Raw genomic sequence first — 13776 nt, 5'->3', positions numbered from 1 at the left:
TCAAACAAGGTTTAACCGGCCATCTTCATTATAGTTTGCGCTTAAAAATTATAGGTAGCGCGTGCGTAGTAATAACCGCCACTTGTCCCGAAGACGCTGTGATTGTCATAGATGATGCCGAGGAAATCGAGGCCACGTCCCGGAGGGAATTTGTTACCCACGTTACGTGCACCGGCAGCGATCGTGATGTTTTCGAAACCATTATATTCGATTTCGACATCCGCAAGCACAGCCGCATCGCGTTCCAAGCCACCGGACCGGAGCCATGGACCGTAGAGAACGCCCCGCGCCATCAAGCGGAAATCACCGATATATTGATTGACCGTCAGGTTACCGCGCCAAGCCGGGATACCTTGCTCATATTCGATGACCTTATTCGGCGGAATGATATTGTCTGGATTTGCCCGAAGGATTTGTTCGTTATAGGCAACCGAGGTGCTGATATTCGTCCGTGCACCGCTATTCCAGTCAAGATCGTATGACGCAACAAAGTCGAAGCCACGTACACGTGTATCAACTGCGTTACGGAAATAACGAACTTCTTCAACTGATGCGCCATTCGGATAACCCAATGCCGCGAGCTCAGCCTGTTGCGCAGGCGTCACGACAATTGAATCCGTCAGCAACAAACGGTCATCGACATCGATCTGATAGAAGTCGAGGGTCGCATTAAAGTTGCTCGCTGGCGTAAAGACGACACCCGCTGACATGCTGAACGAAGTCTCAGGCACAAGCGGTGTCGATCCAAAGATCTGTGCCGCAGGTGAACCCGGGACGAGAACCGCATCAAGAATAAAGTCCTGACCATTCAGCTGTGATGTCTGACTCTGGCCGAAAAGCTGACCCGCCGCTGGCGCACGGAAACCGGTACTAACCGCACCGCGAACCGCGAATTCTTCAGCAAAGTCATAGCGCGTCGCGACTTTATAGCTGAAATTGTCGCCAAACGCTTCGTAGTCTTCGTAACGACCAGCCGCAGAAAGGGTCCACGCATCGGTGACATTCGTTTCCGCCTCTAGATAGATGGCATAACTACTTGTCGCGAAAGTACCCGCTGTGTCTGGGCTATAGCCTTGGAAGCCGTTTGAGCCGACCGGAAGATCGATAAGCGGACCGACTTCATAAGATGCTTTGTCGCCGGCAGAGATTGTATAGGCTTCGTTCCGATATGACGCGCCACCGAAGAAGAAAATATCATCGGCAAAAAGCTCAGTCGGCAAGCTATAAGAAAGTTCGGCATCGACCTGAATTTCGCGCTGTGCCAATCCACCTGGCTTGAACGTCGTTGGCGAATTCACACCAAGCGAAGCGTTGATTGATTCAGACAGTGTGTAATCGACTTCGTTATTGCCGTAACGGAATGATACGTCATAGCCAAACCGGCCATCATCATTGCTGCGTACACCAACAACTGTCGAGAAGTCTGACTGCTCGCCACCAAATTTTGGCGTGTAGCCGCCGGGGTAGATTGACTGAAGATCGAAATCTTCTGGGTGCGCAGCCGTGCCTTCATAGGCTGAATCCGCAAAAGTTGCGTGTTGACCTAGTCCACCAGCAGCTTGTGACTGACGGTAAGAAAAGCCAATCAGCGAGTCTGACCAAGCATAGTTACCGAAGAGATATGCCGACGCACCGCCGCCCAGATCCAATTCACTGTTCCATACGGTTTTGATCGCTTCATATTGCGGATCACCAGTATTGATTGGCGGATTTGGAATGCCCGTAATGCCCATTTCTGCAAGCGCAGCGGCACCGTCATGAACACCAGCCCGGTTGGTACCAGCTTCATTCACATATTGTGCACTGACATTCAGGAAGCCCGCATCAGTCAGGCCAAAGCCCATATTCGCTTGAATGTCATAGGTCTCGCCATCGCCAGCATAATACTGACCAACATGCGCGGTGATCGAACCGCCTTCACGCGCATTCTTCAGCGAAAGGTTTACGACGCCGGCAATCGCATCCGAACCATATTGCGCAGATGCACCGTCGCGCAGCACCTCAACCGATTGAAACGCGATTGGCGGAATGAGGTTGAAATCCTGCCCCTGCGAGCCAGATGTGGTTGCGTGACCCGTACCAATCTGCACGGTCGCAGAGCGGTGACGACGCTTACCGTTCAATAGCAACAAGACATGGTCAGCAGGCGAGCTACGCAGCGTGATCGGACGCACGAAAGATGCGCCATCATTCAGTGGCAAGCGGCGCGCGTTGAACGCCGGAACCAGCGTCCGCAGGCTGTCATTCAGGTCAACATAACCCGACGCCTTGATTAATTCAGGTCCGACCACATCGATCGGAATAACACTTTCAGTATCGGTCCGGCCCTTACGGCGCGTACCAATCGATACAATTACGTCAGTTGAACCAGCCTCAGCAGCATCACCCTCTTGAGCATATGCTGTTGGAGCGCTGATCGCTAATGCCAGTGGCGACGCGGCCGCCATAATACCCAGCAGTTTCTTCATGAAATCGCCTCCCTATTAAATAAACCCGTGCTTCCCCGATATTCGACACGGGTAGCCAAGATTTTTCCTATCATAAAATTTTTTCTCTTGTAAAGGCTTTCTTCACAAGACTGTCATGAGAGGAAATTTTCTGTTGCGAAAATACCATTTTGTGGTCATTACTTTTCTTGTGGAAAATCAATGCGATATGCGGCAAGCAACTAAAAGGCTGGTTCGCTTGAATAAACCCATAGAAAAATACGGCGCTTTAAACGCGTAAATAAATGTCGTATCTTACTGCGACTTTCAGCGACGCACCCAACCTTTGAGACCTCGTAAATGTCGGAATTAAAAGCCAGCCCAACAGATATTCTTCAATCCGCCGTTGGACCGGCTAGGGAAACTCAGCCCCGCCCCACGATTCAGCTTGGGAAGAAGATTCGCGAATTACGCCGCTCGAAAGGATGGACGCTCGAAGATGTTGCATCCGCAACCGGGCTCGCAGCATCGACGTTGTCGAAGATTGAAAATGACCGAATGTCGCCAACCTTTGACGTGGTTCAAAAGCTGGCTCACGGCTTTTCCATCGATATAACAGACCTCTTTTCTTCCAGCGCCACAACGCCGCCGCAAGCGCGCCGAAGCATTGTGCGCCAAGGGCAAGGCCGCCTTCTGGACGCGCAAGTCTATAGCCATCAGCTCCTCGCCGCAGAGTTAAAGCGCAAACAGATTTTGCCTTTTCTCACGACCGTTAAAGCGCGCTCAATCGACGAATTTAAAGAGTGGGGCAGCCATGACGGAGAGGAATTCATGTATGTCCTCGAAGGCTCGGTACGCTTCTACACCGAACATTACGAGCCGGCCGAACTCGAAGCCGGCGATGGCGTCTATATAGACAGCGCGATGCGCCACGCCTGCATTTCCACCAGCAAGAAAGACGCGAAGGTTCTCTGGATCAACACGGGCTAACTTGAATTCATTATTCCAATGGGCTATTTTTTGCTTATTGGAAAATAATTTCGAGGAAACGCCCAATGCTTGATCGCAGAAACTTTTTAGCAGGGGTCTCTGCGACCGCTGCTCTATCCGCTACCGGCGCAAATGCTAAAGGAACACCGAAAGGCTCTCTCATCTTCGACGCGATGGGCGAGTTACGGACCACTTATGACGTCGCCCTTCTTAACGAAATCCGCGCAAGCGGCCTGAACGCCATTACGGTTACGCTGACCGATCCGAAGGTATTCGAAGAACAAGCCTATGAAGAGGGCAAAGCCGCCGTCGTTGAGCACGACGAATATATCGCCAAACATCCGGATCTGTTGATTAAGGCTACCAAGACCGCTGACCTCGACCGCGCCATGCGCGAAAACAAAATCGCGGTCTATTATTTGTTCCAGACCTCGACCCAATTCGGCCGCGACATTAATCGGGTTCAGGAATTCTATGATGCGGGTGTACGTAGCAGTCAGTTGACTTACAACTATCAAAACTGGGCGGGCGCGGGTTGTAAGGAGCTTCGTGGTTCGGGCGTTACCGAATTCGGCCGGAAACTCATCAACAAGATGAACGAAGTTGGCATGCTGATTGATTTGTCTCACGCCAATGAAAAAACCATGCTCGACGCAATTGAGATGTCGTCAAAGCCAATCGTTATTTCGCATACCTGCTGTCAGGCAGTTTACCCGAATATCCGCAACACCAGTGATAAAGTATTGAAAGCAATGGCGGCAAAAGGCGGCGTAGTCGGTATTTGCCAGATGCGGCCCTTCCTGACCGATAAACGGCCTGACGTCGCGCTTCCGGCCTATTTCGATCATATCGACCACGCTGTGAACACCATTGGTGTTGAGCATGTTGCAATCGGTAGTGACCGCGACCACCGCGTTATCACGATGACCGATGAATATATTGCCGAACTCGCCGCCGAAGAAGGCGACAATTTCCATATTGAAGATTGGCCCCTGTTCATCGATGCGCTTAATGGCCCACGCCGAATGGAAGTGATCTGGGATGGCCTCAAAAAACGCAAATACAGCCATTCAGACATCGAAAAAATTATGGGCACCAATCTGAAGCGACTTTACAAAGAGACGATCGGATAGCGCCCTACTTTTGACCAACACCAAAGCCGCGCCAGACATTCGGGCGCGGCTTTTTTATTAAAGCATGGCGGCCGCGATTATTCCTATAAAGAGTAATAATCCGCCAATAAAAATTGGCTTTTCATATCTCTTCAAGAGCGCGCTTGCCCGTTGGCCAACCAACATAACCAAGCCAGCGAGGGCAAGATACCGAATACCGCGCGAAAGCGACACCGCAAACAGGAAAATTGGCGTCAACACACCGACTGCGCCCGCCGCAGCGGCCCCCACCTGAAACGGAATAGGCGTTATCCCCACGGTAAAAAGCGCAATAAACGCGTTTTCCTTTAGTGATTTACTCGCCTCTTCAAAATCTTCGGTCATGTTGAGCGTTGCCATAAGCGGCTCAACCACCGGCTCTAATAACATAGCACCAAGCGCATACATGAGGGCCGCGCCAGCCACATTTCCCACCACCATCCACAGCGCCAAAAGCCAGGCGCGACGATGCACCGAAGCCATCATCGGAATAAATAGAGGCTCCATTGGAAAAGGCACAAAAGACCCCTCAAGAAAGCCAAGAAAAGCGGAGTTCGGGCCCATCCATTTTCGGTTCTCGCTTAAAGATTTCAAATAGCGCGCCACACCCAATCCATACTGATTTTTTACGATGAGTATTGGAAACAATTATACCCGCCCGTTGTTCCCCTATTAAAACAAGGGAGATTGCCATGCCTGCAGAATCAAAAGCCCAGCAACAAGCCGCCGGAGCCGCTCTTTCCGCAAAACGCGGAGAAACCAAAAAATCTGACCTTCAAGGCGCGTCAAAAGAAATGTATGAAACAATGACCGAAGACGAGTTGGAAGAACTGGCGTCAACCGATCATGATGATCTTCCGGACAAGAAAGATTGATCAGCCTACCAATTTACACCAGCGGCCCCGCGGTCATGAAATAGTCGGTCAACCACTGATTGATGCTTAAATATAACACTAATGTCAAAATGATCGCCATTAGTCCACCAAGCGTGAACTGTCGCCTGACCGAAGCCTCGTCCGGCTCCTTATAGGCGCTCAAAAATAATCCAATATAGATTACGGACGCCACAGCCATAAACAAGAAAGCACCGGCAACCACAGCTTCATAGAGCGCCTGCGCCTCCACCATGCCGCGGCCGGCCACATTAAAAATAGAAAATACTGCGCCGAATACACCGCACATCAACATTGCAAAGAAACCAGTAAAAACCGGATGCGAAAACAAAAAACCCGGCAACGCCCCTAGCCGACCGACGGCCTTGATCAACGGTTTTTCTTTGATTGACATCTCGCCGGCACCTGATCACACATCGTGACTATAATATGCAGGATAAGTTTTGGCAAAATACAGTTTATTTCACGATTGTATTTATTGCTTAATTCGCTTTTCTCGGCCGGTATCGCCTGGCGATCTTCATCAGCTTTCTAAAATTTTCGCATTCAAGGTGATTATTTTTCGGACATTGCGAGGTATGCCGAATAATTTTTGATAGTGCCCGCATTTGGGCCGCACGCTTTTCAACTTCATCGGCTTTTTGCGCGAGCTGCGCCTTGTTAATTGAAACTTTTCCATCACGGCCAAACCAGTCGCCGACTTCCTCCAGAGAAAATCCGGCCCAGCGCGACAGACTAATAATATCCAACCGTTCCAATACGGACGGATGGAAAAGCCGTTTTAGTCCGTGCCGCCCCGATGATTCGATGAGGCCCAAACTTTCATAGTAACGCAAGGTTGAAGCCGGCAACCCCGAACGCTTAGCCACTTCCGATATTTCCAGCGATTTCATTCTTGACCTCAAGTTAACTTGAAGTGGCATGTTACGCTATTCATCGAATAGCAGGAACCGGAAATGACAATCATCGAAACAACTTTACGGATTATCGCAATAGGCGTGATTGCCACCTTTATTTTGGATTTATTCAATTGGGCCCGCGCGAAATTCGCGAATATCCCGTCACTCAACTTTGCGCTTGTGGGGCGCTGGGTACTTTGGATGACGAAAGGAAAATTCCAACACAACACAATTATAGATAGCCCCGCGATGCGCCACGAAGCGGTCATCGGATGGACCATCCACTATGTGATTGGGGTTGCCTTTGCTGCCTGTCTTCTTTTGTTCCCAGGCCGGTGGCTCGAAACCGTTTCGTTCATGCCTGCGCTGACCGTCGGTGTCTTGGGCGTGATTGCGCCTTTCTTTATAATGCAACCTGCATTTGGTATGGGCATCGCCGCGTCAAAAACCCCTGCGCCTTGGACCGCGAGGCAACGCAGCCTTATCTCCCATTTTGTATTCGGTGTAGGCTTATACATCGGCGGTATTTTAGTATCGCAAATTTAATCACGACACATTTGCGATATATCTCCTGGAACGGAAGCTAATTGATTCAGAATGACCAGCTCCACGGTTTCAAAATCTGCACATTCATTATAATTAGCGTGACTACCAAAAAAGCGGCTCAACATTAGTCCTGCCTACCAAATAAATGTGTCCGTCATATGGGGAAGTGTTGCACTCAATATTCGTCCTTCCGTCACAGTCTTGAAAAGGTTGAGAGAGCATCAATGACAAAAGCGTTCGAAAGAACGGCAATTGTAACCGGCGCATCCCGCGGGATCGGTCGCGCAATTGCCAGCCGGTTGGCAAATGACGGCTTTAATATCGTCGCCAATTATGCCGGCAATGAAAAAGCCGCACAGGATCTTGTTCAAAATATTGAGCAACTCGGCGGTGAAGCGATCGCCGTGCAAGCGGATGTTGCGGACCCTAAAGCGGTAAAGCGACTTTTTGACATAGCCCAAGAGGCCTTCAATGGCGTCGATGCACTCATCAACAATGCCGGCATAATGAACCTGTCCACGATTGCCGAGAGTGATGACACCCTCTTCGATACGCAAATCGCGACGAACCTTAAAGGTTCATTCAATACAATGAGAGAGGCCGCGGCGCGCCTTAAAGACGGTGGCAGCGTAATTAATTTGTCAACCTGCGTTGTCGGGTTAAACCTTGAAACATATGGGGTCTATGCAAGCACGAAAGCGGCTATCGAGACCATGACGAAGATCTTCGCTAAAGTGCTACGCGGGCGAGATATCACCGTGAACGCCGTTGCGCCCGGACCAACCGCAACAGACCTCTTTCTTGACGGCAAACCAAAAGAGGTTGTTGATCGCTTGGCAAAAATGCCGCCACTTGAACGCCAGAAGACATTGCGAATGCAATCGCCTTTTTAGCAAGCCCCGATGGACACTGGATCAACGGTCAGGTTCTGCGGGCAAATGGCGGCATGATTTAACCGGCGAGCGCTATCGGCCACAACAGACGCCGAGACGTGATAGCCCCCGAGCGAAAAAATGGCGGAGAGAGAGGCCTCCTGAAGCGTGTCCAGCGGCGTCCTGTGCCGTCTATTTTCTCCAATAAATACAAAAGGCTATAGACATTTCCAGTCTCATTTTGTCTCATGGATTCCAAACGAATCTCGTACCCAAAGTGGGACGCTTAGTGGGACAGAATCAGGATGCCGAGGACTGTTTATAACCAACTGACGGCGCGCCGCGTAGCGAGCCTTGAAAAGCCCGGCCGGTATACGGATGGCTTAGGATTGATGTTGCATGTGGTCAGCCCAACATCGCGGCGCTGGGTTATGCGCGTCACGGCAGCAGGGCGTCGAATGGATATTGGGCTGGGGTCTGCCCGAGAGGTATCGCTCAGAGAAGCGCGCGACCGCCGCGACGAAATCAGAGCACAGATTCGCAATGGCCAACACCCGCTTCCAAGGCACCGGCGCAATTCCGCTACGCCGACATTCAGCGATTATGCGTTGCGGTTACACGCCGCCCTCAAACATGAGTGGAAAAATGAAAAGCATGCCGCGCAATGGATTAGTACGCTAAAACGATATGCCTTTCCGAAGCTCGGTCACAAGGCGCTTGACCAGATCACGGCGCTTGATGTCAAAGAAGCGCTCGAGCCGGTGTGGACGGCAAAACCAGAGACGGCGCGGCGCGTCAAACAACGCATCTCAAAAGTGCTGAGCGCCGCGATCGGTGAAGGCCTAAGAGACGCGCCCAATCCGGCGATCGATGCGACTACGGCGCTTGGGTCAAAGCGACCGAAACAACGCCATTTTGCGTCAATGGCTTACGGTGATGTGCCACAATTTTTAGGCCGGATCGCCACATCACAGATGGATCCAGCCGCAAAGCTGGCATTTGCGTTTCTGGTCTTGAACGCATCGCGTACAAGCGAGGTCCTGCTGGCGGAATGGAGCGAAATAGACCTCGACGGCAAGCTATGGACGATCCCCGCTGAGCGCATGAAAATGGGCGAAATGCATCAAGTGCCGCTTTCGTCACGATCCGTGGCCATCCTAGAGGAAGCAAAGGAACTATTCGGCGATGGCTCGCTGATCTTCCCAGGACGGCGCAGAGGCATGCCGCTCTCTAATATGGTCTTTTTGACGGCATTGAAGCGCATGGATGAACCTTATACCGCCCATGGTTTCCGATCTTCCTTCCGCGACTGGGCGGAAGAGAGAACAAGTTACCCACATACCGTAAAAGAGGCCGCTCTTGCCCATAAGACTCGGGATAAGGTCGAGGCTGCCTATCGCAGAACGACGCTCGTTGAGCAACGGCGAGCGATGATGCAAGATTGGTGTGCATTTCTCGAAGCGCATGAAAATAGGGAGTTATTGAACAAATGAGTATGTATAAGGCAGACTTAAACCGTTTAAGAAAATGCAAGAGTCATAAAAACTCCGTAGAGAAATTGCCAAATGGAGAGATTAAGACAACTTTTAGACGGTCGGGTTTTGAAACATCTAGGGTAACGCTGCAACGTCCGGAAATGACTGAGGACGAAATCGGAGCGTCCTTAAAGAGAATGTTTTCCCGAAAAAACAGTTTCTGTGACGAAGCGAACGTCCGTGAGATCACAGAATGTGCCAAAGATTTATTGGCAGAAATGGGACTGCCACGAGAGCCGGAAACACCAGAAGGCAAGATATACGTATGGTGCCCTGATGGCAGTTGGCGAATAGAAAAAATGGCCAATATATGCCCGGCCAATCAATTCTATGCCTCGAGTACAATCGCTTCATTCCTAACAAACCGGCTCGGTCTCGGTGAATTAGATTACCCTATAGTCTGTGCGAAAATTGCCTACTATGGAAATGAACTGTTGCACCCAAACTGTCCTCGCGAATTTGTAATTCGTTTTGCCAGACGATTTGAACTGTGTCTCCTGATACTCCAACGAATTTTAAATGATGAAGAAAAGAATAGTGCGACCGGCGGCGGTCGTAAGGGTGCGGTCTGGGCAACAACGCTCGCCCAAAAACTAGTGGCCACCGCACCAGTACGATCCGCGAAAGAACACTGGGAGAGTATCTCAGAAGAGTTCCCAAATAGAGCAAAGGATTTTGTTGATCTTGACGAACGGTACTTCGTTTCCCGTCAGTTCGGTGCTGGACAAGAAAAACTGTTTGTCGAAGATGATGATGGAAATGCGAACGGTCCTGCGATTACCTTCCGTACTTTCGAAAAGCACATAAGCAAAGCAAAGAAAAAACACGGTGCGGTTCGAAACTACGATTGAGCCGATAGTCAAACCCGCTAAAACGCCGATTTAGCGGGGCCACCCATTTATTGATTCGATTGTCTCAGCGCATCCCACCGGGGCGCAGCCAATGTCGGATCAATAAAATGAGTATCGAGAACACCAGCCCACCGCTCAAAGGATTTCTAAGGCTTCCACAAGTCCTTGAGCTTATCCCCGTCAGTCGCTCGCGATGGTATCTTGGCGTCAAAACCGGCGAATTCCCGGCACCGGTTCGGCTATCGGCCAATATTAGCGCGTGGCGCGCGAGTGATATTGAGACCTTGATTGAACAGCTCAGCGCTAACGGTCAGTAGCGGTGAGTGGGCGTCTCCAAGGAATGGTATGGTGCGCACGCATTCCTGAGCTCAGCGCACATGGCAAAGCCGCGCTGGCGCGCCTCGCTGATATTTGCGATCATTCTGGCCATCCAATGCAAACTTTGTCGCAGGCCACTCTTGCAACAGATTGCGGCTTCTCCGTCGCCACGTTGAAACGGTGCCTCCATGAGTTGGAGGACGTTGGTCTGATCAGACGCACAAGGGCCGGTCCTGAAAGGAACTATCGCTGCAACTACACTGTCAACCTCGAAGTGCTGTTATCCTTCCTTTCCGGTGAGAAGAAATTAGCGTTCCATAAGAATGAAAAAGCAGGCCTTAGCACTCCCACTATCGCTCAGGCTGAACCTAACCATGGCTCTCCCAGACCTGTAGATCGGTCCAATCATGGTCGAACAGTAACTAACAATACTGACTATACAAACACAAAGCGTACGAATGATTTTGCAAGATCATCGAGCGATTTCGTTGATCATAGTGAGGCTGATCACAATGTAAGAATCACCAAAGCCATGGTCTCGTGGCTAATTAAGGGATCTTCCTGCGAGGAAGGCTTTGTCGAACCGGGAGGTGCGAATTTCAGCGTATCCCCTGGCGCAATGACGGCAGCGCAATATGCGTTAAGCGCCTTACGAGGAAACAGCATTTCGTCAAACGGAAATGCTGGGCAGCGTATTCAAGAAATCATGGACGCGCTACATCATGACCGAGAGAACGTCCAAGCGCGATGCCTTGCCTTACTTAATGCCTGCGACATTCCCATCCCGACCACATAGGGAGGGGGGAGGTAAAAGTTAGAAAGGTTTAGCAAGAGACCGCCCGGATGAGGCGCATTTTTCCGCGCGCAAGTTTCAGGAAATTTTTTTTCATGTCGCTGAAACCGTATTGCTGCAAGCAAAACCCAATCCAAAATGCAATTTTGGAGAGTAATCACGGAACCAAGCCAACAGTCACATCCCATAACCTCATCGAAAATTGTGTTAATCTGTATATCTCACATCACTTTGACCTAAGCCGAAAAACAAAGCGATCAATTTTTCAGCGCCCTATAATAAGCAATTAATACCACACGAAAGTATCAATGCATTATCCGGATAATTCACACGATGCTACGCATTCATCGTTCTATACTTGATGACTCGGCTGGTGACCGTGTCCCGGAACAAAGCGTCTTGCCGAAAAGCTATGCGGAACAACTGAACTTCCGCCGTATAATTCATGATGCGGTGCTGCCTCGGCGAATGCAGCCGCCAAGTTGAACAGGTTCTCCTCTGATGCGCTCAGTTTATTGAGTTGGCATTTTGTCAGCTCATCTAGAATTGAATCGACCCGCGGCAATACACGATCGTAAAACTCTGCAAACTCCTCCGTTGATGCTGACCAACGAATTTCATTTCGCTGATGCTCAGTAGGTCTCGCCCATTTCTGTACAAGATCATCCAAATCGCTGAACTTTCCTGGCAGGGTTATCATAAATCTACCTCCTTAGGCGTTGAGAAATTTTTCATGGGTTCGGGCTGCATGTCGAATCAAAAACTCCTGATCCATAAGCTGCATTTCATTGATTGCACCGGAACATATTCCAGAAAATGTATCCTCCATCGTAGCGGTATCTTCGAGCCACGCATTTCGGTGCAGCGCATTTACATGAAGTTGTGCAACCCGCTCCGCAGCATTTCGAGCTGGTCTAAAATAATTGATCCCTTCCCAGAGTGTTCTTCCATGATCAAGAGGCCAAAACTGGTGGGTGAAGTACGCCATGCCTGGATAACCACAACCAGACGCAAGATGGATTATAAAATTTGGGAAAATATTCGGCAATTCAAATTGGAAATCACTACGGTCAGTCGGGTTAATCCCGGGCGGGAGGAAGTCGCGACGCGGACCATGATGTTCATCGCTATGCAACAACCCGGCAAACTTCGCCGTCGATTCTGCCGTTTCCATCCCTAACCCAAATATAGTCGAAGACGCATGGGGACCAATCAATTTAAATTCACTGTGCTCTATGCCGCGAAACCCAGGCAACGAACCTGCGTGAATAGTAGGCACGTGGTATCCTTCGGAAAAAGCATACAGCGCGACTTTCCAATTACACTCAAGAATCGTTGAGTACCGAAATGAAGTCGTAGCTTCATGATAAGGATATCCGGCAAAAAGCTTCCCAAAATCCCCCAGAAACTCTTCGAGCGATTGTTCTGGTTTGCCGGCAAGATTGATATAGATAAACCCTTGCCAAGTATCACAAGAAATTTCTTTCAACCCCAAACAGGATTTATCAAGAGATCCGAAATGGTCCTCTAATGGCACAGAGCGCAAGGTACCATCCGTTCCAAAAACCCACCCATGAAACCTGCACGACAGTACATCGGCTCGAGCATTTCCAAATGTTTCGAAATCTTCAGTTGGAACTACCTTATTTCCGCGATGTGTACATACATTATGGAACGCTCGCACCTTTCCATCTTTTCCGCGCACAATTAGTACCGACGTATCAGCAACGTCTAACTCTTTTACCTTGTAGTCACCCTTCTCTGGAATTTCCCAATCTGTGGCAACTTTGAGCCAGCACTTTGCGAATATTTTTTCGCGCTCTATATCATAAATATCCGGATTTTTTATTGCCTCTACCGAAACAGGGGCTACGCCCAATTCAGAACGAATTGCCTCAACCGATCGACCAAGATGGCTAAATTTATCCGCACCCTTCCGGCGCATTCCCGCCTCAGAATTACTCATAGTTTCCTCTCTTAACTCTGTGTACGTTTTATGCATCATCCAAATTGGTTGGCTTTTCGCGCCAACCATCCGGATAATGAGAAATTAAGTCTGCAATGAGCTCAAGGCGTATAAAACGCCATACTCCATTACTATCGGACTCGATTTTCGCTACATAACGCCCACCAATCCAATATGCTTTCTCGCTCGCCGACGTCGCCACTTCCCAAAGGTAGAACTCAACGCTAGCAGATGCGTAGCCATCATCGAGCTCCACCCTAGGGGAAGCCAAGTAGTGCAATGTCCAGCGAAAGCCCGCCTCAGCATTTCCCGCGACTCCGTTGGCAATGTTCATGGCACCGCTTAGAGTTCCATACTGATCAATTATAAAAACAGCATTATCAGAAAAAAGAGGCAGTAGCGCGGACGCCGAGGGACCAGCATCAAAAGCCCTGCTCAGATTAACAATCAGATCGTCAATTGACCGCAAAGCCTCAAGACGCTGAATACGATTTTCGATAGATAAACTCGACATCACGTGCCATCTATAATTGCGT

15 protein-coding genes and 1 pseudogene are annotated in these 13776 nt (G+C 49.9%); 9 read left to right on the top strand and 7 right to left on the bottom strand.

What is annotated here, in order from left to right:
• Positions 1–41: 41 nt before the first annotated feature.
• Positions 42–2468 (bottom strand): TonB-dependent receptor plug domain-containing protein, encoded by a 2427-nt coding sequence (locus ABFZ83_RS14360; RefSeq protein WP_411817238.1) that lies wholly within the window; start codon positions 2466–2468, stop codon positions 42–44.
• A 318-nt stretch (positions 2469–2786) separates the two neighbouring features.
• Here ABFZ83_RS14360 and ABFZ83_RS14355 point away from each other — a divergent pair, with 318 nt between their 5' ends.
• Both ABFZ83_RS14355 and ABFZ83_RS14350 read left to right on the top strand, forming a co-directional pair.
• On the top strand, positions 2787–3416 hold the full coding sequence (locus ABFZ83_RS14355; protein ID WP_411817237.1) for a helix-turn-helix domain-containing protein: 630 nt from the start codon (positions 2787–2789) through the stop codon (positions 3414–3416).
• A gap of 65 nt (positions 3417–3481) precedes the next feature.
• A complete protein-coding gene (locus ABFZ83_RS14350) occupies positions 3482–4549 on the top strand; it encodes a dipeptidase (RefSeq protein WP_411817236.1) in 1068 nt (355 codons plus the stop codon).
• Positions 4550–4606: 57 nt separating this feature from the next.
• Here the strand turns inward: ABFZ83_RS14350 and ABFZ83_RS14345 are convergent, their stop codons facing one another.
• A complete protein-coding gene (locus tag ABFZ83_RS14345; protein ID WP_411817235.1) occupies positions 4607–5215 on the bottom strand; it encodes a YqaA family protein in 609 nt (202 codons plus the stop codon).
• Positions 5216–5259: 44 nt separating this feature from the next.
• Here ABFZ83_RS14345 and ABFZ83_RS14340 point away from each other — a divergent pair, with 44 nt between their 5' ends.
• Complete coding sequence (locus tag ABFZ83_RS14340; RefSeq protein WP_411817234.1) at positions 5260–5442, top strand: DUF3008 family protein; 183 nt, start codon at positions 5260–5262, stop codon at positions 5440–5442.
• Positions 5443–5455: 13 nt separating this feature from the next.
• Here ABFZ83_RS14340 and ABFZ83_RS14335 read toward each other — a convergent pair whose 3' ends face one another.
• Positions 5456–5854 carry a hypothetical protein gene (locus tag ABFZ83_RS14335; RefSeq protein WP_411817233.1) on the bottom strand — a complete coding sequence of 133 codons (399 nt, stop codon included), beginning with the start codon at positions 5852–5854 and terminating at the stop codon, positions 5456–5458.
• A gap of 88 nt (positions 5855–5942) precedes the next feature.
• Positions 5943–6353, bottom strand: coding sequence for a helix-turn-helix domain-containing protein (locus tag ABFZ83_RS14330; RefSeq protein WP_411817232.1), 411 nt, complete (start codon positions 6351–6353; stop codon positions 5943–5945).
• 63 nt (positions 6354–6416) lie between these two features.
• Between ABFZ83_RS14330 and ABFZ83_RS14325 the strand changes: the two genes are divergently transcribed.
• The 6 genes and pseudogenes from ABFZ83_RS14325 to ABFZ83_RS14300 all read left to right on the top strand — a co-directional run bounded on the left by ABFZ83_RS14325 (position 6417) and on the right by ABFZ83_RS14300 (position 11277).
• Complete coding sequence (locus tag ABFZ83_RS14325) at positions 6417–6905, top strand: DUF2938 domain-containing protein (protein ID WP_411817231.1); 489 nt, start codon at positions 6417–6419, stop codon at positions 6903–6905.
• A gap of 224 nt (positions 6906–7129) precedes the next feature.
• A pseudogene (locus ABFZ83_RS14320) lies at positions 7130–7860 on the top strand (SDR family oxidoreductase).
• Positions 7861–8082: 222 nt separating this feature from the next.
• Positions 8083–9270, top strand: a complete 1188-nt coding sequence (locus ABFZ83_RS14315) for a tyrosine-type recombinase/integrase (RefSeq protein ID WP_411817230.1) — start codon at positions 8083–8085, stop codon at positions 9268–9270.
• Positions 9267–10163 carry a hypothetical protein gene (locus ABFZ83_RS14310; RefSeq protein WP_411817229.1) on the top strand — a complete coding sequence of 299 codons (897 nt, stop codon included), beginning with the start codon at positions 9267–9269 and terminating at the stop codon, positions 10161–10163. Before ABFZ83_RS14315 ends, ABFZ83_RS14310 begins: the two co-directional genes overlap by 4 nt.
• A 107-nt stretch (positions 10164–10270) precedes the next feature.
• Complete coding sequence (locus ABFZ83_RS14305) at positions 10271–10480, top strand: helix-turn-helix transcriptional regulator (RefSeq protein ID WP_411817228.1); 210 nt, start codon at positions 10271–10273, stop codon at positions 10478–10480.
• Between the two features lie 23 nt (positions 10481–10503).
• Entirely contained in the window at positions 10504–11277 is a 774-nt protein-coding gene (locus tag ABFZ83_RS14300; RefSeq protein WP_411817227.1) for a hypothetical protein, read from the top strand.
• 349 nt (positions 11278–11626) lie between these two features.
• Here ABFZ83_RS14300 and ABFZ83_RS14295 read toward each other — a convergent pair whose 3' ends face one another.
• From ABFZ83_RS14295 to ABFZ83_RS14285, 3 genes are read right to left on the bottom strand one after another with little or no spacing between them, the layout of a single operon-like run.
• The gene (locus ABFZ83_RS14295) at positions 11627–11974 is read right to left on the bottom strand and encodes a hypothetical protein (protein ID WP_411817226.1); all 348 of its coding nucleotides are present in this window, start codon (positions 11972–11974) and stop codon (positions 11627–11629) included.
• A 12-nt stretch (positions 11975–11986) separates the two neighbouring features.
• The gene (locus ABFZ83_RS14290) at positions 11987–13240 is read right to left on the bottom strand and encodes an aromatic ring-hydroxylating oxygenase subunit alpha (protein ID WP_411817225.1); all 1254 of its coding nucleotides are present in this window, start codon (positions 13238–13240) and stop codon (positions 11987–11989) included.
• A gap of 28 nt (positions 13241–13268) precedes the next feature.
• Positions 13269–13754: a nuclear transport factor 2 family protein gene (locus tag ABFZ83_RS14285; RefSeq protein ID WP_411817224.1), complete on the bottom strand. Its 486-nt coding sequence runs from the start codon at positions 13752–13754 to the stop codon at positions 13269–13271.
• Between the last annotated feature and the right edge of the window lie 22 nt (positions 13755–13776).

The sequence above is a fragment of the Hyphococcus formosus genome, from assembly GCF_046736345.1.
GTDB lineage: Bacteria > Pseudomonadota > Alphaproteobacteria > Caulobacterales > Parvularculaceae > Hyphococcus > Hyphococcus formosus.
This window is presented reverse-complemented; position numbering and strand designations above follow the sequence as displayed.